The organism is Pseudomonas fluorescens (genome assembly GCF_000967965.1).
Taxonomy (GTDB): domain Bacteria; phylum Pseudomonadota; class Gammaproteobacteria; order Pseudomonadales; family Pseudomonadaceae; genus Aquipseudomonas; species Aquipseudomonas grandcourensis.
The window spans coordinates 428,080-449,905 of record NZ_LACC01000011.1; the positions used below are offsets into that span (position 1 = coordinate 428,080).

The following is a 21,826-nucleotide window of genomic DNA, read 5'->3' on the forward strand; positions in this document are numbered from 1 at the left end:
CCTCGCCACAGGTTTCCCGGTATACCGGGATATTGCGTTTACAGCGTCAGGGTCAATCGGCTGACCAACGCCCCCGGCAACAACGCCGAAGCCGTCGCTCGCTGGCTGTAGGTGCTCGCCGACAGCAACAACTCCCGCTCCTCGGTCAACGCTTCCAGTTGCGAACCGAGCAGGCTGAAGGCGCTGTCATCGAAGCGCATGGTGCTGACCGGTGCCTGGATCTCGCCGTTCTCGACCCAGAACGTGGCAAACCGGGTCATGCCGGTCAGGCGTGCGGCCGGTTGATCGGAGAAGTTCAGGTACCACAGGTTGCTGATGTACAGCCCGGTGCCCAGTTGCTTGAGGATGTCCGCGTCAGGCAATGCCCCGGCTTTCATGTTCAGCGCGCTCGGCGATTCACCACCGCTGGCACCATTGGCGGTCAAGCCGTATTCGGCGGCGCTGCGCGAGCTGACCAGTCGTGCCCCGGCCTTGCCGTCGACGATCAACCCCAGATCGCTGCGCGGATACCCTTCATCGGAAAACGCCGGGCTCAGCGAGCCGCTGACTTTTTCATCCAGCGAGACCAGCGGGCTGAACGCGCTGTCGCCACCGTAGAGCTTTTGCAGCGGGCTGCTTTTGCTGGCAATCGACTGTGCCGAGAATCCACCCCAGCACAGCATGCCCATGATTTCTTCCAGCGCGGCCGGTGCCAGGTAGGCGCGGTATTGGCCGGGTGGCAAAGTGCGCAGCGGCCGGCCCAGAAACTCAAGCTGCTCGCGGGCTTGCTGGAAGCGTTTGGCAAAGCCTTCGCTGTTCCAGTCGTGCCCGGCGTAGCTGGCTTTCACGGCCTGGCCATTCTCGTGGAACAGACTGAAGTCGAAGTTGAAGCTGTTGGCCTGATGCCAGCCGAAGGCGCCCGAAGAGCTGGCAAAGCCACGACTGATCGGGCCGGCAGCGTAGAAACCGACAAGATCCAGACCTTCGGCGGCCTGGGTGATTTGCGCGACCACCTGCTCGGTGTCCGGCAGCGGATGCGACTGCACGTTGTTGCTCTGCCAACCGTTGTAGTTGAGCAGCAAGTAAGGATCCTGAGGCAGCAGCGGCAAGGTTTCCCGCAGCTGTTGCAGACCTTCGGTCAAACGTTGCAGATCAACCTGGGGATCGCCGGCCAGGGTGATGTTCAGGTCGGCATGGCGGCCTTCGTTGATCAGTTTCAGGCCGATGCTCGCCTGCTGCACCTGACCGGCCTGACGCACTTTGGCGTGGTTGAAGCGCACGAAGGCCGACGACTCGGCGGCGTAGCTGAGGGTGAACTGCTCGGGCTCGCGCAGGGCTTCACGCAGGCTGTTGACCAGCGCCTTGAACGACGCGGACTGGCTGTTTGAAGGATTCATCAGGCGTCTCCTCCGAATACATCAACGTTGCTGAACACGCAGGCCGGTGACGCGTGGCCGACGCGGATCACCTGGTTCGGTTCGCCCTTGCCGCAGTTCGGTGTGCCGAGGACCTTGAGGGTAGTGGCATCGCCGACGGCGCTGAGGCTCTTCCAGAATTGCGCGGAGATGCCCCGGTAATTGGGGTTCTTCACCACGCCCTTGAGTTCGCCGTTTTCGATCAGTTGGCCCCATTCGCAGCCGAACTGGAATTTGTTGCGCGCATCGTCGATCGACCATGAACGGTTGGTCGACATCAGCACACCGTTTTCGATACCGCCGATCAACTGCTTGATGGACTGATCGCCCGGTTCGATGTTGAGGTTGGCCATGCGGTCGATCGGTGGGCGGTTCCAGCCACAGGCACGGCTGTTGGCGACGCCTTCCATACCGGCACGGAATTGCGACAACGCACCGCCCAGCGGGCGCAGCAACAGGCCTTCACGGATCAGGAACTGTTTGCTGGCAGGCGTGCCGTCGTCGTCATGGCTGTAGCTGGCGAGTTCTTCGGGGATGTCCGGGTCGAAGGTCACGTTGAGCAGGCCGGAACCGTATTGCAGGCGGCCGAAATCACTGGCTTTGACGAAGCTGGTGCCGGCGTAGTTGCGCTCGTCGCCGAGGATGCGGTCCAGTTCCAGCGGATGGCCGATGGACTCGTGGATTTGCAGCATCATCTGGTCGGGCATCAGCAGCAGGTCGCGTTTGCCTTGCGGGGTGTTTGGCGCCAGGAGCAACTGCAGGGCCTGATCGGCCACCTGGGCACCGGCACCGATCAGGCCGCAGCGGCTGATGACGTCCGCCGCGCCTTGCTGGCCGAAGTTTTCGCGGCCAAGGCTGCGGGTCTGGCTGTCGTTGCCGTCGTAGGCCGTGACGTCCAGGCCGGGGTACACAAAGCGTTGGGCCTGGCGCAGTTCGGCACTGGCGCTGTTGAGGTAGATCTGCTCGACGTGGGTGATGCCGAGGCTGACTTGCCAGTTTACCAGGCGGTCGTCCTTGGGCACGGCGGCGGATTCGGCGCCGAGCAACTGGAAGCAGTCGCTCAGGGGCGGAAAGGCCTGGTCGAGGTTGGGTGAAAAGTAATCGGCGCGGTCGCTGGAAACGGCTTGTTCGCGCAGGTCCAGCAGGGCGTGGGGCTTGAGTCGACGGGCCTGGAATTCGGCGCGTTCGAGGGCAGCTTGCAGGCCCTGTTGCGACAGGTCGTTGGTGGCCGCATAGGCCTCGACGCCATTAACCCGCACGGTCAGCATCGCCCCTTCGTCACGGCTCAGGCTTGGCGGTTCGGCGACGTTCTTGCGCACCGACAGGTACTGTCCGGATTCGCGCACATAACGCAGGGAAAAGAATTCGGCACCCGTGCGCAAGGCAGCGAAGCGCTGCTTGAGCTGGGGGTAAAAATCGAACATTCGTGAACCTCCTGGGTATGGAGTGGCGATGGAGCGGTGTTGCGAGGGGAGGGGTGAAACGATTGCGTGGCGCTAGATTAGGCCTGCAAGGGGGGAGGATCAAGTTTGGATCTGTGGAGAGAGGGATTGCTGGGTTTGTCCGGAAGATGTGTGCGGGTTGTCAGGACCTCATCGCGAGCAGGCTCACTCCTACAGTGGTTGAGGGTGGATCACAAATCTGCAATCCAACCTGAAACCTGTAGGAGCGAGCCTGCTCGCGAATAGCCGTAACGCGGTGTAACGCCTTAAGCGATCTGGCTCAATTCCCGCACCGGCTTGCCCTTCACCGGCGCTTCACCCGCCACATAGTAAGTGGCGGTGCTGCGCGGCAACGGCTTGCGGCCACGGATCTTGTCGGCGATTTTCTCGGCCATCATGATCGTTGGTGCGTTGAGGTTGCCGGTGGTGATGATCGGCATGATCGACGCATCGACCACCCGCAGGCCTTGCATGCCATGCACGCGACCTTCGCCATCGACCACGGCCATTTCGTCGGTGCCCATCTTGCACGAGCAGGACGGGTGGAACGCGGTTTCGGCGTGCTCGCGGATGAACTTGTCCAGTTGCTCGTCGCTCTGCACGTCGATGCCTGGGCTGATCTCTCGACCACGGAAGGCATCCAGTGCAGGTTGCTGCATGATTTCACGGGTCAGGCGGATGCCGTCGCGGAATTCCTGCCAGTCCTGCTCGGTGGCCATGTAGTTGAACAGGATGCTCGGGTGCTGGCGCGGGTCCTTGGACTTGGCCTGGATGCGCCCGCGGCTCGGCGAACGCATGGAGCCCATGTGCGCCTGGAAACCGTGCTCTTTCACACCGTTGCTACCGTTGTAGTTAATCGCTACCGGCAGGAAGTGGTACTGGATGTTCGGCCATTCGAATTCCGGACGGGTGCGGATGAAACCGCCGGCTTCGAACTGGTTGCTGGCGCCGATGCCGGTGCCGTTGAACAGCCACTCGGCACCGATGGCCGGCTGGTTGTACCAAAGCAGCGACGGGTACAGGGAGACCGGTTGGGTGCAAGCGTATTGCAGGTACAGCTCAAGGTGATCCTGCAGGTTTTCACCGACGCCCGGCAGGTCGTGGACCACCGGAATGTCGAGCTTGTTCAGCAGCTCGGCCGGGCCGACGCCGGAGCGTTGCAGGATCTGCGGTGAAGCGATGGCGCCGGAGCACAACAGCACTTCCTTGCGCGCCTTGACCTCAACGCGCTCTTCAGCGGCGCCGACCAGGTAACGCACGCCGACCGCACGCTTGCCTTCGAACAGGATCTTGTCGGTCAGGGCGTGGGTGACGATGGTCAGGGTCGAACGCTTCTTGGCGACGTCCAGGTAACCACGGGCGGTGGAAGCACGACGACCTTTCGGTGTCACGGTGCGGTCCATCGGGCCGAAGCCTTCCTGCTGGTAGCCGTTCAAGTCTTCGGTACGCGGGTAACCGGCCTGCACGCCGGCTTCAACCATGGCGTGGAACAGCGGGTTGTTGCCGGCTTTCGGCGTGGTCACGCTGACCGGGCCGTCGCCACCGTGGTAGTCATTCGGTCCGATGTCGCGGGTTTCCGCTTTACGGAAATACGGCAGGCAGTCCAGGTACGACCAGTCTTCCAGGCCTGGCAGTTTCGCCCAGCCGTCGTAGTCCATGGCGTTACCGCGGATGTAGCACATGCCGTTGATCAGCGAAGAACCGCCCAGGCCCTTGCCGCGACCGCATTCCATGCGACGACCGTCCATGTGCGGCTCGGCATCGGTTTCGTAGGCCCAGTTATAGCGACGGCCTTGCAGCGGGAACGCCAAAGCGGCCGGCATCTGCGTGCGGAAGTCGAAACGGTAGTCCGGGCCGCCCGCTTCGAGCAGCAGGACAGTGACGCCTGCGTCTTCGGTCAGACGGGTCGCCAGGGTGTTACCGGCCGAGCCGGCACCGATGATGATGTAGTCGAATTCTTGGGACATTGAATGCCTCCGTGAGCTGCAAGCCTCAAGCTTCAAGCTGCAAGTAGAAGCAGCGAAGCGGGGCTTGGTTGAAATGAGAGCGGTGGGCAAGCAAGGCTTTTGCCCTTGCTTGCCGCTTGAAACTTGTGGCTTGCCGCTGCTCAGAACACTGAGCTGTAATCGCCCAGCTCGACCTGTACCGATTTGATGCGGGTGAAGTTGTTCAGCGAGCTGATCCCGTTCTCACGGCCGACACCCGACTGCTTGTAGCCGCCAACCGGCATCTTCGCGTCGGACTCGCCCCAGGCGTTGATCCAGCAGATACCGGCTTCCAGCTGATGAATCACGCGGTGGGCGCGGTTCAGGTCCTTGGTAACGATACCGGCGGCCAGGCCGAAGTCGGTGTCGTTGGCGCGGCGGATCACTTCTTCCTCGGTTTCGTAGGACAGGATCGCCATTACCGGGCCAAAGATTTCTTCACGCACGATGGTCATGTCGTCGGTGCAGTCGGTGAACACGGTCGGCGCCACGAACGCACCTTTGGCGAACTCGCCGTCAGTCAGGCGCTCACCGCCGCATAGCAGGCGGGCACCTTCTTCCTTGCCCTTGGCGATGTAGCCCAGCACGCTTTCCATGTGCGCAAAGCTGACCAGCGGGCCGAAGTTGGTGTTTTCGTCTTCCGGGTTGCCGATGCGGATGCGCGCAACGCGCTCAGCGATCTTGGCTTCGAAAGCGGCCTTCAGGTGGGCCGGTACGAACACACGAGTGCCGTTGGTGCAAACCTGGCCGGAGCTGTAGAAGTTGGCCATCATCGCGGTGTCGGCGGCGCGATCGAGGTCGGCGTCGTCGCAGATGATCAGCGGCGATTTGCCGCCCAGTTCCATGGTCACGTCCTTGAGCGAAGAGCTCGAAGCGCTGGCCATGACTTTCTTGCCGGTGTCGGTGCCGCCGGTGAACGAGACTTTCTCGATGCGCGGGTGTTCGGTCAGCCAGGTGCCGACTTCACGGCCGCTGCCGGTCAGGACGTTGAACACACCGTTTGGCACGCCGGCTTCGGTGTAGATCTCGGCCAGTTTCAGGGTGGTCAGCGAGGTGACTTCGCTTGGCTTGAAGATCATCGCGTTACCGGCCGCCAGGGCTGGTGCGGATTTCCACAGGGCGATCTGGATCGGGTAGTTCCACGCGCCGATACCGGCCACGACGCCCAGCGGCTCGCGACGGGTGTAGACGAACGAAGTGGTGCGCAGCGGAATCTGCTCGCCTTCGATGGCCGGTACCAGGCCTGCGTAGTACTCCAGCACGTCAGCGCCGGTGACGATGTCGACGTAGCGGGTTTCGGAGTAGGCCTTGCCGGTGTCCAGGGTTTCCAGGGCGGCCAGTTCGTCGTTGCGCTCGCGCAGGATTTCCACGGCGCGACGCAGGATGCGCGAACGCTCCATGGCGGTCATGGCGGCCCAGATCTTCTGGCCCTTTTCGGCGCTCACCACAGCGCGTTCGACGTCTTCCTTGGTCGCACGTTGCACTTTTGCGAGGACTTCACCGTTAGCCGGGTTGATGGCTTCGAAAGTGGCGTCGCTGCTGGCGTCGCTGTACGCGCCATCGATGTAGAGTTTTTGCAGTTCGAAACGGGCCATAAAGTCCTCGCAAGAGCATTAAGTGGCTGGCGCGTTCGGTGGTTGAGCGTTTATGTGTGCTCTAACTCACCCGCTTGGCCAGTTGGGTATCCATGTATTCGTAAGCAATCTGTTGCGCCTGCTCGGTGTCGAAAGCATCTCCCGACAGCGCGCCGCGCAACCACAACCCGTCGATCAACGCTGCCAGGCCTCGGGCGGCACTGCGCGCATCATTGAGCGGCAGCACGCGGCGGAACTGGCAGCACAGGTTGGAATACAGACGGTGATCGTTGATCCGCTGCAACCTGTGCAAAGACGGCTGGTGCATGCTGGTGGCCCAGAAGGCCAGCCAGGTTTTCATTGCCGGGCCATTGACCTGGCTGGCGTCGAAGTTGCCTTCGATGATCACCTGCAGATGCGCCCGCGGGCTGTCATCTCTCAGCGCCTGTCGGCGCAGGGTGACGTTCTCGCTCAGGACGGTCATCAGGTACCCCATGGTGGCGGCAATCAGGCCGTTCTTGTCCCGAAAGTAGTGACTGATGATGCCATTCGAGACACCGGCCAAACGGGCGATCAGCGCAATGCTGGCGTCCCCCATTCCGACCTGATCGACGGCCTGCAAAGTGGCTTCGATCAATTGCTGGCGGCGGATGGGTTGCATACCGACCTTGGGCATCTTGCACATCTCCTTAGGCCTTCCGGTGGACGTGGAACGGCTACCGGGTTGAAGGCCAGTCTATTTTGTTTTGATTGAACGTTCAATCAACAAAGAATAAGATCTGCGACAAATCGTCGCTGCCTGTGAATTTTCCTACGTGCAGTGGCGGAAAAAACGACAACTGAAACGGCTCGAAACCTACGCGCTGCGGCGCTCCAGGGGTTTCGGGCTTTTTTCGGGGTGTCTTTATATCACCCGCCGGTCGGCTGCCCACTAATCGATTGGTCGGGTAACACGTTTGTCTTGCGTTCTTCTCTCGCACTGCCCGGAGCATCTGTGCCATGAGTTCTGCCTCGCTAATAAAGACCCCACCCGAGAAGGTGACGGTCAACGGTTGGGTGTTCTACACCTCTACCGCGTTGATTCTGTTGTTGACCGCCATTCTGATCATCGCCCCGCAAGAGGCCGGCAGAATGCTGGGTACGGCGCAAGCCTGGTTGTCCCGCAGCTTCGGCTGGTACTACATGGTGGTGATTGCCGCCTACCTGATCTTTGTCGTCGGCCTGGCGTTTTCGTCCTACGGCAAACTGAAACTGGGCAGCAAGGACGACACCCCGGACTTCAGCTACGGCGCCTGGGCGGGGATGCTGTTCTCCTCAGGTATCGGCATCTCGTTGCTGTACTTCGGTGCGTCGGAGCCCCTGGACCACTACTTCAACCCACCGGAAGGCGTGGCCGGCAGCAACCTTGCCGCCCGTCAGGCGGTTCAGCTGACATTCCTGCACTGGGGCCTGCATGGCTGGGCGATCTACGCGCTGGTGGGGTTGGCCGTGGCGTACTTTGCCTACCGGCATAACCAGCCGCTGGCGTTGCGTTCGGCGTTGTATCCGCTAGTGGGCGAGCGTTGGGTCAAGGGCGCTGCCGGGCATGCGGTGGACGGCTTCGGCATGTTCGTGACCCTGCTGGGGCTGGTGACGAACCTGGGGATCGGTTCGCTGCAAGTGTCGTCGGGGCTGGAAAACCTGTTCGGCATGGAACACAGCAACACCAACCTGCTGATCGTGATCATCGTGATGAGCACCGTGGCGACCATCGCTGCCGTGTCGGGTGTGGAAAACGGCATCCGCCGTCTGTCCAACCTCAACATCGTGCTGTTCAGCGGCCTGCTGATTTTCGTGCTGTTGTTCGGCCCGACCCTGCACCTGCTCAACGGCTTCGTACAGAACGTCGGTGACTACCTGAACGGCGTGGTGCTGAAGACTTTCGACCTCTATGTGTACGAAGGCGACAGTGAGAAATCCGACCGCTGGTTGGGCCTGTGGACCCTGTTCTACTGGGCCTGGTGGATTTCCTGGGCGCCATTCGTGGGCATGTTCATCGCGCGTATTTCCCGTGGCCGCACCGTGCGTGAACTGGTAGCCGGCGTTCTGCTGATTCCGCTGGGCTTCACCCTGGCGTGGCTGTCGATCTTCGGTAACTCGGCTTTGGACCTGGTGATGAACCATGGGGCGGTGGAGCTCGGGAAGACGGCGCTGGAACAGCCGTCCATGGCGATCTACCAGCTGCTTGAGCATTACCCGGCGTCGAAGGTTGTGATCGGCGTGTCGATCTTTGTCGGTTTCGTGCTATTCCTGACCCCGGCGGATTCCGGCGCGGTGATGATGGCCAACCTTTCGTGCAAGGGCGGCAATGTCGACGAAGACGCGCCGCACTGGCTGCGGATCTTCTGGTCGGCGGTGATCACCCTGGTGACCATCGGCCTGCTGTTCGCCGGCAACTTCGAAGCCATGCAAACCATGGTGGTGCTGGCCGGTCTGCCGTTCTCGGTGGTGCTGGTCTTCTTCATGTTCGGCTTGCACAAGGCCATGCGCCAGGACGTGCAGATCGAACAGGAGCAGGCGGAACTGGCGGCACGCGGTCGCCGTGGTTTCAGCGAGCGTTTGACCCAACTGGACCTGCAGCCGAGCCAATCGGTGGTGCAACGTTTCATGGACAAGCAAGTGAGCCCGGCGCTGGAAGATGCGACGGCGCAAATGCGTGCTCAAGGCCTGCAAGTGCAGACACTTCTGGGCAAGTCCAAGCGCTGCATGGGCGTACGGGTTGAGATGGAAGAGGGCAACCCTTTCGTCTACGAAGTGAGCCTGGACGGGTATCTGGCGACGCCAACCGAGTCGGCGCAGGTCGATGAAGCGCGTCAGCGTTTCTATCGCGCCGAGGTGTACCTGCACAACGGCAGCCAGGACTACGACTTGATGGGCTTCACCCAGGATCAGATCACCCGTGACGTGCTCGATCAGTTTGAAAGCCATCGGCAGCTCCTTGGCCGGGTTTATAGCTAAGGTGTGAAGGGGTTGCGGTGCAGTGATTGCACCGCAGTTCTAATTGTGGTGAGGGGGCTTTCCCCCGTTGGGTTGCGCAGCGACCCTAAACCCATACACCGCAGTAGTTCAGATAAACCGCATTATCCGGATTTACGACGGCGGCGCCGCCGAACGGGGGCAAGCCCCCTCGCCACAGGGTTCTCTGTTTACAGCTGAATATCTGCACAAACAAAAACGCCGCGATTCTCTCGCGGCGTTTTTGTGTCTGTTGCCTTACCCCAGGTTCTTGCCGAGCAGTGCGTGATACAGCTCGCTGTCGCCAAGAATCCCCACCACATGGTTGTTATCGTGCAGCACCAGTTTGTTGCCGGTCTGATAACGAATCTGCAGCGCATCGCGCATGCCGATGTTCGAGTCCACCAGGGTTGGTCGACGACCCAGGCCTTCAACGGCCTGACCCGGTACCCAGTTCTGCAAGTCCAGCGCAGACCCGTTCTGGCGAGCGCCCTTGATGGTGTTGCCTTCGGCCAGGTCCAGCCACGAATCGCCACCCGGATCGAGGCATACCGAACCGTTGATGCGTTTGCAGTTGTCCAGGCTGCGCATCAGGCTGCGGCCGCACAACACGTTCAGTGGGTTGGTGTGGGCTACGAAGGTCCGCACGTAGTCGTCCGCCGGGTTGAGGACGATTTCTTCCGGTTTGCTGTACTGGATGATCCGGCCGTCCTTCATGATCGCGATACGGCTGCCGAGTTTCAGCGCTTCATCAAGGTCGTGGCTCACGAAGACGATGGTCTTGTGCAACTTGCGTTGCAGTTCCAGCAGCTCGTCTTGCAGGCCTTGGCGGATCAGTGGATCGAGGGCCGAGAACGGTTCGTCCATCAGCAAAATGTCGGCGTCCATCGCCAGTGCGCGAGCCAGGCCCACGCGTTGTTGCATACCACCGGACAGCTCGTTGGGTTTCTTGTTGCGCCACTGGGTCAGGCCCACCAGCTCAAGCTTGTCGTCCACCAGTTTGCGGCGTTCTTTCTCGGGACGACCCTGCATTTCCAGACCGAAGCTGATGTTTTCGCGAACGGTCAACCAAGGCATCAGGGCGAACTTCTGGAACACCATCGCGATGCGCTTGGTGCGCATCATTTTCAGTTCTGCCGGCGTGCACGAGGCAATGTCGATCTGCTTGCCTTCGTGCTCGACGAACAACTTGCCACGGCTGACGGTGTTGAGGCCGTTGATACAGCGCAGCAGGCTGGACTTGCCGGAGCCGGACAGTCCCATCAGTACGCAGATTTCACCTTTTTCGATGTCCAGGCTGGCTTTTTCAACGCCGACAATCTGCCCGGTCTTTTTCAGGATTTCGTTGCGGGTCATGCCCTGGTCCAACAGCTTGAGGGCCTCGCGTGGATCCTTGGAGAAGATAACGTCAACGTTATCAAAGCGAATAATGCTCATGCATCACCCCCTACTTTGGCGTCGGGTTGTTTGCAGATACGGTCGAGCATGATCGCCAGCAGTACGATCGCCAGGCCTGCTTCGAAGCCCAGGGCGATATCAGCAGTGTTCAGTGCGTTGACCACCGGTTTGCCCAGGCCATCGGCGCCCACCAGTGCCGCAATCACCACCATCGAAAGGGACAGCATGATGCACTGGGTGATGCCGGCCGCGATGCTTGGCATGGCGTGGGGCAGTTCGATTCGTGAAAGCAACTGACGGCGCGAGCAGCCAAAGGCCTTGCCGGCGTCCATCAATTCTTCCGGAACATCGCGGATACCCAGGTAAGTCAGGCGGATGGGCGCGGCAATCGCGAACACCACCGTGGAGATCAGGCCCGGGACCACACCCAGCCCGAAGAGGGTGAGGGTAGGAATGAGGTATACGAAGGTCGGTACGGTCTGCATCAGATCGAGTACCGGACGCATTAAAGTATAGAACATCGGCTTGTGCGCGGCGACGATGCCCAGCGGCACGCCGATGACCACACAGACCAGGGTGGCGAACAGCACCTGGGCGAGGGTTTCCATGGTTTCCTGCCAGTACCCCAGATTGAGGATCAGCAGGAAGGAGGCAACGACAAAGGCGGTCAGGCCCCATTTGCGCTGGATGTAGTGGGCGAGCAGTGCGATCAGGCCGATCAATGCCAGCGGGTTGAACCAGGTCAGCGCAAACGTCACGCCGTGGATCATCGTTTCCAGTGTCACGGCGATTGCGTCGAAGGTGCTGGCGCCGTGTTGCGTCAACCATTCAACGAAGCTCGCGATGTACTGGCCTAGGGGTATTTTCTGATCAATCAGCATGGTAGTGAACGTCCGCATGCAAGGAAATAAACAGCCCGGGCAGGCGAACCTGCCCGGCATAAGCGATTACTGCAGTTTGGCTTTCACGGCCTCCAGGCCAGGTTTACCGTCAATGGTGGTCACGCCAGCGAGCCAGGTATCGAGCACCTGTGGATTCTTTTTCAACCAGGCCTTGGCGGCCGCGTCAGGCTTCATCTTGTCGTCCAGGATGTTGCCCATCAGTTCACTTTCCATGTCGACGGTGAACTCCAGGTTCTTCAGCAACTGACCAACGTTGCCGCACTCCTGCGCGTAACCCTTGCGGGTGTTGGTCGCTACGGTGGCGGCACCGAAGTCCGGGCCGAAGAAGTCATCACCACCGGTCAGGTATTGAATCTTGAAGCGCTTGTTCATCGGGTGCGGCGCCCAGCCCAGGAACACCACGGCGGTGTCGCGTTTCTGCGCGCGGTCGACCTGCGACAGCATGCCGGCTTCGGAGGATTCGACGACTTTGAAGCCGGCGGCCTTCAAGCCGAAGGCATCTTTGTCGATCATGCTCTGGATCAGACGATTGCCGTCGTTGCCAGGCTCGATGCCGTAGATCTTGCCGTCGAGCTCCTTCTTGAATTTGGCGATGTCGGCGAAGTCATGCAGGCCCTTGTCGTACAGCGCCTGAGGGACGGCGAGGGTGTACTTGGCGCCCTTGAGGTTGGTGCGCAGGGTTTCCACGGTGCCGGCATCGCGGTAGGCCTTGATGTCGTTTTCCATGGTCGGCATCCAGTTGCCCAGGAACACGTCCATGTTCTTGCCGTCGGCCAGGGACTTGTAGGTCACGGGCACGGAAATCATGGTGGTCTTGGTCTTGTAGCCGAGGGCGTTGAGCACAACGCTGGTGGTCGCGGTAGTCGCGGTGATGTCGGTCCAGCCGACATCGGAGAAGTTTACGGTACTGCATTGCGCCGGTTCTGCGGCTTGCGCCAGAACCGGCAGACTAAGCATGGCGGCCAACAACAACGACGGGGAACCTTTCATGGATGGACTCCTTGGTGTTTTTTTTGGCAGTGTTCCGACTGGACCACCGCACTTATAGGTTGCGGTTGGATGGCGTTCTGGAGACAGCTCTACCACGTCGCCTTGCAATCGAGTCGATATGATCATGTACCAGTGAAAATCTGACGCCTACAGGGTGCGTCGTATCCAGTACAGGGATGGTCGCATCCAGTGTCGGTGACGTCGTTTACAGATTTTTTCAGCCCGATTTCCCCCTCTGAACCGCAAAAAAACGGCGAAAACACAGCGTAAAAGACACGCGGCGCTGGTGGGCATGAGTGCGTCGGTTAGAGACGTCGAACAACTGGATAAAAGCTTGATGATGCGGTCATCTCGGCGGATTGCAGCTTGAGCGTAGCAGCTCCGTCACCGTGCGCTTTCGCGTGCGCAGTGGGCCCATCCAGGAGTTCGGCAGTAATGGCTATCAGTGTTTTCGACCTGTTCAAAATCGGCATCGGCCCTTCCAGTTCACACACCGTGGGGCCCATGCGGGCGGCGGCGTTGTTTGTGCAGGGCCTGCGCGAGCGCGGGCTGCTTGAGCAGGTGCGGCGTGTCGAAGTCCAGCTGTTCGGCTCGTTGTCGGCCACCGGCATCGGCCACGGCAGCGACAATGCGGTGATCATGGGCCTGATGGGCGAGTGGCCGGATGCGATCGATCCGTCGCAAATCGGCATTCGTATCGCCACCCTGCGTGAGACCGATACTCTGCTGCTCGACGGTCGCCTGCCAGTGCCCTTCATCTGGGCCCGGGACATGCGCCTGATCGACGAGAACCTGCCATTCCACCCCAACGCCATGACCCTGATTGTCGAAGGTGATGACGGCGAGTTGTATCGCGACACCTACTATTCGGTTGGCGGCGGATTTGTCGTCGATGAGGCGCAGGCCTCCAGCGGTGTCGTCGACCTCGACCGCACCGTGTTGCCTTATGACTTTTCCAGTGCGGCCGAGCTGCTGGAGCTGTGTAAAAAGCACAACTTGCGCGTGGCTGAGTTAATGATGGCTAACGAGAGGGTGTGGCGCAGCGAGGAGGAAATCCGCAGCGGCCTGATGAAGCTCTGGCGCGCCATGCAGGATTGCGTCGAACAAGGCCTCAAGCACGAAGGCATCCTGCCCGGCGGGCTGAACGTGCGCCGCCGCGCGGCCAAGCTGCATCGCAGCCTGCAGGAGCTGAACAAACCCAACGTGATCGGCTCAACCTTGAGCGCCATGGAATGGGTCAACCTGTTCGCCCTGGCGGTCAACGAAGAAAACGCCGCCGGCGGGCGTATGGTCACGGCACCGACCAACGGCGCGGCGGGGATCATTCCGGCAGTGCTGCACTACTTCATGAAATTCAGCGAGGTGGTGACCGACGCCAATGTCGTCGATTATTTCCTCGGCGCGGCGGCGGTGGGGATCCTGTGCAAGAAGAACGCCTCGATCTCCGGTGCCGAAGTCGGCTGCCAGGGCGAAGTCGGTTCGGCCTGCGCCATGGCGGCGGCCGGGCTGGCGGAAATCCTTGGCGCCACGCCAGAGCAACTGTGCAACGCGGCGGAAATCGGTCTGGAGCACAACCTAGGCCTGACCTGCGACCCGGTGGGTGGACTGGTCCAGGTGCCGTGCATCGAGCGCAACGCGATTGCCGCGGTGAAGGCGATCAACGCCGCGCAGATGGCTTTGCGCGGTGATGGTCAGCACTTCATTTCGCTGGATCGGGTGATCCGCACCATGCGCGATACCGGTGCCGACATGCATGACAAATACAAGGAGACATCGCGGGGTGGGTTGGCGGTTAGCGCGGTGGAGTGCTGAGACCGTATTGACCCTGTGGCGAGGGGGCTTGTCGGACCGCCGCACCGCCCCGTTGGGTCGCGAAGCGGCCCTAAAACTTTTACGACTGCTTCGCAGCCGAACGGGGGCAAGCCCCCTCGCCACGGACCAGTCAAAACTGCGCGCTAAGTGAACACCCGCTCGAAAACGCGCCACCTTTTAGCGCGTCGCTCACAGATAAATCGTCTTGCCACTGATCGAGGGCCAACCGGCCTTCGACCGCCCGTCACCCGTGCCTGCGGTGACACTCCTTTCCATCGCGGCGCAACGCCGTTCCCACAAGTGCTACCGAATTGCTCACGGCTTGTGGGCCGGGGCGCTTGCCAGTCCTGATGGCCATTTAAATCCCCCCGCCTTGCAAGACATATATAGACACATTCCGACGTCGTTTTTAGGAGTTATTGAACGCGCATTCAAATTTAGGCATGGCAATTGCTCTGTCATTACAAAGCCCGTCTCCCACGCGAGAACGATGGCAATAAAAAGAGCCTCCGCCTGAGGCCATCACCCGCTTTGTGTGAGGAGATACCGCGATGACGACGTTCAACTCCGGGGCCCAACCCCAGAACCGTGCGCCTCAATCCATCGGCTTTCTGCTGCTGGACAATTTCACGCTGATTTCTCTGGCCTCCGCAGTGGAACCCCTGCGCATGGCCAACCAGTTGTCCGGTCGCGAGCTGTATCGCTGGACCACCCTCACCGTCGACGGCGGCCAGGTCTGGGCCAGTGACGGCCTGCAGATCACCCCCGACGCCTCCATGCACAAAGCCCCGCCAATGGATACCGTGATTGTTTGCGGCGGCATCGGCATCCAACGCACTGTTACCCGCGAACACGTGTCATGGCTGCAAAGCCAGGCGCGCCAGTCCCGCCGCCTTGGCGCGGTGTGCACCGGCAGTTGGGCCCTGGCCTGCGCCGGCCTGCTCGACGGGTTTGATTGCAGCGTGCACTGGGAATGCCTGGCGGCGATGCAGGAAGCTTTCCCCCGTGTAGCGATGAGTACCCGCTTATTCACCCTCGACCGTAACCGTTTCACCAGCTCCGGCGGTACCGCGCCGCTGGACATGATGCTGCACTTGATCAGCCGCGATCACGGTCGTGAGCTGTCGGCGGCCATTTCGGAAATGTTCGTCTACGAGCGCATCCGCAACGAGCAGGATCACCAGCGAGTGCCGCTCAAGCACATGCTCGGCACCAACCAGCCGAAGTTGCAGGAAATCGTCGCGTTGATGGAAGCCAACCTCGAAGAGCCGATCGACCTGGACGAACTGGCGGTGTATGTCGCGGTGTCCCGTCGTCAGCTCGAGCGGTTGTTCCAGAAGTACCTGCACTGCTCGCCGTCGCGTTACTACCTGAAACTGCGCCTGATCCGCGCGCGCCAGCTGCTCAAGCAAACGCCGATGTCGATCATCGAAGTGGCGTCGGTCTGTGGCTTCGTGTCCACGCCGCACTTCTCCAAGTGCTACCGCGAATACTTCGGCATTCCGCCGCGTGACGAGCGCGTAGGGTCCAACACCACCCAGCAAGTGGCGATGATGCCGTTGCCACAAGCGCTGGTGCTGTCACCGTTGTCCGGGCCGTTGTCGGCGCTGAGCCAGGCGCGCAATGAGTCGACGTTTGCCAGTGTAAGGCTCTAGACCGGGGCGACTTCATTCGCGAGCAGGCTCGCTCCCACATTTGATCTGTGTTGTTCACAGAACCAATGTGGGAGCGAGCCTGCTCGCGAAGGCGTTTTATCGGGTGGTGTGGTTTTGCTGATACTCCGCCAACGCCGGCAGCAATTGTTTGTCGATGGCCTGGCGCACTGCCGGCAGGATCGTCGCGCTGCTGGTGTACATCTCCTTGACCATCTTGCGAAGTTCATACGCCCGGGCATCGTCCAGGCCCCTTACCACGCACTCGCAAGCCTGCTCGGCAGTGGCTCCATTGGGCACGTTGAATCCCAACGACTTGAGCTGGCCCAACAGGTCTTCCTGGTCTATCAAATCGGCGTGCATCATGACGCAATCCTTCTTCAGGGAACGGTGTCGTGGTTCGATTCTGGTAGGGGTGCCGGGTGTCGGCAAGGACGAATTGTCGCAATGGCTCAATTGGTTATGAACATGTCGTTTTCGGCTAACCTGGCCCGCGGGGGAGTGGGCACACTGGACTCAGCTCGCTTCACGAAGGTTTGGTCACCCTCGCACGGCAGCTCCTCAACAGTACCCTCTGCCTCGATCCTGTCACGGCTTGATCGGGGTTTTTTTTGCCTGTGATTCAGTGGGTTTTGTGTTGATTGATATACCGCCTTCGCGAGCAAGCCCGCTCCCACATTCAGCCGCGTTCCTATGGGAGAATCCGATCAACTGTGGGAGCGAGCCTGCTCGCGAAGAACGATGACGCGGTCTAGCGCTGTAACACCAGAATCCGCGACAACAACTCATCCCGGTCCACATAGCAGCCCTGGAAGTGCCGCGCCCCGGTGGCGGGGTCGAAGGCGTTGCGGGCATGCAGGGTGCGGCGGTTGTCGAAGCACCACAGTTCACCGGGATTGAGCCGCTGCATCAACCTGAACCGAGGCTCGCGGGTCATCGCGATAAAGCGCCGGTAGGCCTGATACAGCTTGGGCATCTGCTCCACCGAGGCATCGAACGGCCCGCGCAGAAAGTTCGCCATGCGGATCTCAGACACCTGCCCCAACGCATCCAGTGCAATGATCGGCGCCAGACAGCGGTAGTCGCTGTGACGGTCCTTGTTGCGAAACTCCACGGGGATTTCGCAGAGGCTTTTGAAGGATTCGGGGGCCTCTCGGCGCAAGGCGTCGGCAATGGCAAAACCGTCGACAAAAATGCTTTCGCCACCCTCGGCGTCATTGACCAGGCAATGCAAAAATTGCAGCCCCGGTTGCAACTCTCGGGTCGGCAAGTCGCTGTGCAGCGGCAGGTTGAAGGCGGTGTAGGCGTTGCTGTCGGCGTCGGCCTTGGATTGCACGTTGAACAGCACGCCGAAATTGCTCTCGCGGATGAAGGAAATTCGTTGGGCGATCAGCTTCAACGAGCCGGGCTCGGTGGGCACGCCACGGACCTGGGTCAATCCCACATCCCGCACCGCCAGCAGCCATTGCAGTAACGCTTGCGAGTCGTTCATCAGCGCCTGGTATTCGAACACTGGCAACTGCAAATCGCTGTGCCAGAGCCTGGCTTTAGGCTTGTGCTGCTGACGCTCGGCGCGGGATTCGTCGTCATAGGCATGGGCGCGCAGCCAGCCAGGGTCGAAACGGCTTGAGTGGCCGTCCTGCCAATCAACCGACAAACAGCCATCGCCGTCGATACTGGCGTTATCGGGCATCAGATCTTGAGCCACGTCGACGATTTCCAGTACTTGCTCGCGGGTCACGGTGTAGACGCATTGCGGGCACGGGCAGTTATCCCGCAGCCATTGATGGTGGAAAGGGCTGACGCGATCGTCGGCCCACTTCACCAGAACACTGTCCGCCAGGGTCTGCACGCCAGCCAGCGCGCTGATCAACGGATAGGTACGGAAGTCGGCAAGTGCAGCGGCGGTATTCATGGCGATCTCCTTGTTATTTTTTTGGGGGTAATGCAATCACTCGGCCAATGTACCCGGGTGTTGGCAGGTCCGCCTGTTCGGCGACGATGGCTTGCAAGCGGCCCAACGACTGTTCGCTGAACGGCGCCGAACGCGGCCCGGCGAGATCCACGTGCAGCAGCATCTGTTCGTTGCCTGCGAGCTCCTGGGCTTCACCGACCAGATGCAGGCTGTGATAGAGGTGCACGCGCTTGCTGTCGTGGGCGATGATTTGGGTGTGCACTTCGACCTGGGTGTCGAGCTTCACTTCGTGCAGGTAATTGAGGTGCAGTTCGAGGGTGAACAGCGAGTTGCCGCTGGCCTCGCGGCTGTTGCTGTCCAGGCCCAGGCGATCCATCAGGGCATCGGTGGCGTAGCTGAAGATCAGCAGGTAGAAGGCGTCGCGCAGGTGGCCGTTGTAGTCGACCCAGTCGGGGATGATTTTGGTTTGGTAAGTTGTCAGGGTGGGCATGGTTCTGGTTCCGAGATTTGTGGTGACTGTACCGGCGCTTTCGCGAGCAGGCTCGCTCCTACATTGGGATGCATTCCCCCTGTAGGAGCGAGCCTGCTCGCGATGGGGCCAGTGCTGCTGGCCCCACAGCCTGGGCTTACTCGCTGAAAGCCATCCCATGCTTCTCTTTGGTGGTCTTCACCGCTTCCAGCACCGCCAGCAGGCAGTCATCACGATAGCGCTCCAGCGCCGAAATGCTGTGTTTGCCCAGTTGATCGCTGGTGCCATCGACCACGTCGTCGATCAGTTTGTCGGTCAGCTCCGGTGCCGGCAGGTAGGTCCACGGCAATTGCAACGCTGGGCCGAACTGCGCCATGAAGTGGCGCATGCCGGCATCGCCACCGGCCAGGGTGTAGGTCAGGAAGGTGCCCATGAACGACCAGCGCAAGCCCGCGCCGAAGCGGATGGCATCGTCGATTTCGCCGGTGGTCGCCACGCCGTCGTTGACCAGGTGCAACGCTTCACGCCAAAGCGCTTCGAGCAGGCGGTCGGCGATGAAACCCGGTACTTCCTTGCGCACGTGCAGCGGGCGCATCCCCAGGGATTCATAGACCTTCATGGCCGCTTGCACAGCTTCCGGGGCGGTGTTTTTGCCACCGACCACTTCCACCAACGGCAGCAGGTAAACCGGGTTGAACGGGTGACCGACCACGCAGCGTTCCGGGTGCGTGGCACTCTCGTAGAACTCGCTCGGCAGCAGGCCGGAGGTGCTGGAGCCGATCAACGCATTAGGCTTGGCCGCCGCGCTGATTTTGCTGTGCAGGTCCAGTTTAAGCTCCAGCCGTTCCGGGGCGCTCTCCTGGATGAAATCGGCATCGCGAACGCACTCTTCGATGGTCGCGACAAAGCGCAGGCGATCCTGCGATGCACCCGGCGCCAGGCCTTGTTTCTCCAGCGCACCCCAGGCATTGGCGACGCGTTTGCGCAAGGCGGCTTCGGCACCGGGGGCCGGGTCCCAGGCCACTACATCCAGACCATGGGCGAGGGCGCGGGACACCCAGCCGCTGCCGATGACACCGCTGCCCAGCGCTGCGAAGGTTTTGATTTCGGTGATGAAGGTCATGGCAATTTCCTGAATTTGGCTCGGAAAAAAAACTGTGGGAGCGAACTCTGTGGCGAGGGGGGCTTGTCGGAATGCCGCACCACCCCGTTCGACTGCGAAGCAGTCGTAAACCATTGAGCTTGGTGTGTCTGAAACACAGCAGTTTCTGGTTTTAGGGCCGCTTCGCGACCCAACGGGGGCAAGCCCCCTCGCCACAAAAGCTCGCTCCCACAGGGGGAAAGTGTGTAAGGGTCAACCGCGCTTGGTCAGGCCCATTTTTGCCCGGCCTTCAGCCGGGGTCAGGACGCGGGCACCGAGGCGGCTGAGGATTTCACCGGCGCGCTCGACCAGTTGGCCGTTGGTCGCCAGCACGCCCTTGTCCAGCCACAGGTTGTCTTCCAGTCCGACCCGTACGTTGCCGCCGAGCAACACCGCTTGCGCCGCCATCGGCATCTGCATGCGACCGATACCGAAGCCCGCCCAGACCGCGTCGGCCGGCAGGTTGTCGACCATGGCTTTCATGGTGGTGGTGTCTGCCGGCGCGCCCCAAGGGATGCCCAGGCACAGCTGGAACAACGGGTTGTCGAGCAGGCCCTCCTTGATCATCTGCTTGGCGAACCACAGGTGGCCGGTGTCGAAGATTTCCAGCTCGGCTTTCACGCCCAGCTCTTGAATGCGTTTGGCGCCAGCGCGCAGCTGGGCCGGGGTGGAGACGTAAATGGTGTCGCCGTCGCCGAAGTTCAGGGTGCCACAGTCGAGGGTGCAGATTTCCGGCAGCAGTTCTTCGACGTGGGCCAGGCGGGTCAGCGGGCCGACCAGGTCGGTGTTCGGGCCGAATTCCATCGGGTTTTCGCCGGCACCGATTTCCAGGTCGCCGCCCATGCCGGCGGTGAGGTTGACGATGATGTCGACGTCCGCCTCGCGGATGCGCTCCATCACTTCGCGGTACAGCGCCACGTCACGGCTGAACTTGCCGGTTTGCGGGTCACGCACATGGCAGTGAACCACGGTGGCGCCGGCCTTGGCGGCTTCCACGGCGGCAGCGGCGATTTGTTTCGGGGTGACCGGCACGTGTGGGCTCTTGGCGGTCGTGTCGCCAGCACCGGTGAGTGCGCAGGTGATGATGACGTCGTGGTTCATTTGGGCGGTTCCTTACAGGCGAGTTTTTGGTTTTGGCCAGGCGTGGTGGTCCCGTTCGCAGCCCGTCGGGGCTGCGAGTCGGTGGTTCTATCGGGTTTATTTACTGGTCAGTTGCAGGTTTTCAGCGGCCGGTTTGCCATCGAAGGTGGTGACGCCTTCAAGCCAGCGCTTTTTGTCCTGCGGGTGATCCTTGATCCATTGCTTGGCCGACTCGAAAGCGTCCTTGTGATCCAGCAGCGGCTGCATCATCCGGCTCTCGTCTTCGGCGGTGAACGTCAGGTTGCTCAGCAGGCGACCGATGTTCGGGCATTGCTCGGCGTATGTCGGTGCAGTGACGGTCCACACCGTGGCCTTTCCTTCGTCCGGCCCAAGGGCGTTTTCACTGCCGGTGAGGTAGGTCATTTTCACGTTGACGTTCATCGGGTGCGGCGCCCAGCCGAAGAACACCACGGCTTCGTTGCGACGTACGGCGCGATCCACGGCGGCGAGCATGCCGGCTTCACTGGACTCGACCAGCTGGAACTTGCCGAGGCCAAACTGGTTCTTGGAGATCATCGCCTTGATCTGGGTGTTGGCGCCCGAGCCAGGCTCGATGCCGTAGATCTTGCCGCCCAGTTCTTTTTCGAATTTGGTGATGTCAGCGAAGGTTTTCAGGCCCTTGTCGGCGAGGTAGGTCGGCACGGCTAGGGTCGCGCGGGCGTCCTGCAGGCTTGGCGCTTCAAGCACCTTGACCTGTTTGGCGTCGACGAACGGGGTGATGGTCTGGGTCATCAGCGGGTTCCAGTAGCCGAGGAACAGGTCCAGACGCTGGTCGCGGATCCCGGCGAAGATGATTTGCTGGGAGGCGCTGGTTTGTTTGGTGCTGTAGCCGAGGCCATCGAGCAATACCTGGGTCATGGCGCTGGTGGCGATCACGTCGGTCCAGTTCACTACACCCATGCGCACGTTCTGGCACGCGGCGGGTTCGGCTGCCATGACACTGGCGCTCAGCAAAGCGGTACCACTGAGTGCAAGAACACAGCTGCTGATCAGTCGTTTCATCTCAGGTTCCTCGGCA

General features: G+C 61.0%; 17 protein-coding genes. 3 read left to right on the forward strand and 14 right to left on the reverse strand.

Features of this window, described 5'->3' with window-relative positions; translation table 11 throughout:
* Window positions 1-38: 38 nt before the first annotated feature.
* The 5 genes from VC35_RS09000 to betI all read right to left on the reverse strand — a co-directional run bounded on the left by VC35_RS09000 (window position 39) and on the right by betI (window position 7,071).
* Entirely contained in the window at window positions 39-1,376 is a 1,338-nt protein-coding gene (locus VC35_RS09000) for a TldD/PmbA family protein (RefSeq protein WP_046039331.1), read from the reverse strand.
* Window positions 1,376-2,818, reverse strand: coding sequence for a TldD/PmbA family protein (locus tag VC35_RS09005; RefSeq protein ID WP_046039332.1), 1,443 nt, complete (start codon window positions 2,816-2,818; stop codon window positions 1,376-1,378). Before VC35_RS09005 ends, VC35_RS09000 begins: the two co-directional genes overlap by 1 nt.
* Before the next feature lie 284 nt (window positions 2,819-3,102).
* Entirely contained in the window at window positions 3,103-4,803 is a 1,701-nt protein-coding gene (betA, locus tag VC35_RS09010; RefSeq protein ID WP_046039333.1) for a choline dehydrogenase, read from the reverse strand.
* Window positions 4,804-4,943: 140 nt separating this feature from the next.
* Window positions 4,944-6,416: a betaine-aldehyde dehydrogenase gene (betB, locus tag VC35_RS09015; protein ID WP_046039335.1), complete on the reverse strand. Its 1,473-nt coding sequence runs from the start codon at window positions 6,414-6,416 to the stop codon at window positions 4,944-4,946.
* Between the two features lie 61 nt (window positions 6,417-6,477).
* Window positions 6,478-7,071 carry a transcriptional regulator BetI gene (gene betI, locus VC35_RS09020; protein WP_046039336.1) on the reverse strand — a complete coding sequence of 198 codons (594 nt, stop codon included), beginning with the start codon at window positions 7,069-7,071 and terminating at the stop codon, window positions 6,478-6,480.
* Between the two features lie 380 nt (window positions 7,072-7,451).
* On the opposite strand from betI, the gene VC35_RS09025 reads away from it, so the two are divergent.
* Window positions 7,452-9,392 carry a BCCT family transporter gene (locus VC35_RS09025; protein WP_223465367.1) on the forward strand — a complete coding sequence of 647 codons (1,941 nt, stop codon included), beginning with the start codon at window positions 7,452-7,454 and terminating at the stop codon, window positions 9,390-9,392.
* A 255-nt stretch (window positions 9,393-9,647) separates the two neighbouring features.
* Here VC35_RS09025 and choV read toward each other — a convergent pair whose 3' ends face one another.
* The 3 genes from choV to VC35_RS09040 form a co-directional block, all read right to left on the reverse strand.
* A complete protein-coding gene (gene choV / locus VC35_RS09030; RefSeq protein ID WP_046039341.1) occupies window positions 9,648-10,826 on the reverse strand; it encodes a choline ABC transporter ATP-binding protein in 1,179 nt (392 codons plus the stop codon).
* Window positions 10,823-11,668, reverse strand: coding sequence for a choline ABC transporter permease subunit (choW, locus tag VC35_RS09035; protein ID WP_046039343.1), 846 nt, complete (start codon window positions 11,666-11,668; stop codon window positions 10,823-10,825). Before choW ends, choV begins: the two co-directional genes overlap by 4 nt.
* Before the next feature lie 66 nt (window positions 11,669-11,734).
* Entirely contained in the window at window positions 11,735-12,679 is a 945-nt protein-coding gene (locus VC35_RS09040) for a choline ABC transporter substrate-binding protein (RefSeq protein ID WP_046039346.1), read from the reverse strand.
* 435 nt (window positions 12,680-13,114) lie between these two features.
* Between VC35_RS09040 and VC35_RS09045 the strand changes: the two genes are divergently transcribed.
* Window positions 13,115-14,491, forward strand: a complete 1,377-nt coding sequence (locus VC35_RS09045) for an L-serine ammonia-lyase (RefSeq protein ID WP_046039348.1) — start codon at window positions 13,115-13,117, stop codon at window positions 14,489-14,491.
* 551 nt (window positions 14,492-15,042) lie between these two features.
* Window positions 15,043-16,146, forward strand: a complete 1,104-nt coding sequence (gbdR, locus tag VC35_RS09050; protein WP_007975492.1) for a choline metabolism transcriptional regulator GbdR — start codon at window positions 15,043-15,045, stop codon at window positions 16,144-16,146.
* Between the two features lie 96 nt (window positions 16,147-16,242).
* On the opposite strand, the gene VC35_RS09055 is transcribed toward gbdR, so the two are convergent.
* From VC35_RS09055 to choX, 6 genes are all read right to left on the reverse strand, one after another.
* Window positions 16,243-16,509: a hypothetical protein gene (locus VC35_RS09055; protein ID WP_046039350.1), complete on the reverse strand. Its 267-nt coding sequence runs from the start codon at window positions 16,507-16,509 to the stop codon at window positions 16,243-16,245.
* Window positions 16,510-16,894: 385 nt separating this feature from the next.
* Window positions 16,895-18,058, reverse strand: a complete 1,164-nt coding sequence (locus tag VC35_RS09060; protein WP_046039353.1) for a gamma-butyrobetaine dioxygenase — start codon at window positions 18,056-18,058, stop codon at window positions 16,895-16,897.
* A gap of 13 nt (window positions 18,059-18,071) precedes the next feature.
* Window positions 18,072-18,548: a thioesterase family protein gene (locus VC35_RS09065; protein ID WP_046039355.1), complete on the reverse strand. Its 477-nt coding sequence runs from the start codon at window positions 18,546-18,548 to the stop codon at window positions 18,072-18,074.
* A gap of 136 nt (window positions 18,549-18,684) precedes the next feature.
* A complete protein-coding gene (locus VC35_RS09070; protein ID WP_046039357.1) occupies window positions 18,685-19,650 on the reverse strand; it encodes an L-carnitine dehydrogenase in 966 nt (321 codons plus the stop codon).
* 231 nt (window positions 19,651-19,881) lie between these two features.
* Window positions 19,882-20,769, reverse strand: a complete 888-nt coding sequence (gene cdhC, locus VC35_RS09075) for a 3-dehydrocarnitine:acetyl-CoA trimethylamine transferase CdhC (protein WP_008048151.1) — start codon at window positions 20,767-20,769, stop codon at window positions 19,882-19,884.
* A 96-nt stretch (window positions 20,770-20,865) separates the two neighbouring features.
* A complete protein-coding gene (choX, locus tag VC35_RS09080) occupies window positions 20,866-21,810 on the reverse strand; it encodes a choline ABC transporter substrate-binding protein (RefSeq protein WP_046039360.1) in 945 nt (314 codons plus the stop codon).
* Window positions 21,811-21,826 lie beyond the last annotated feature (16 nt).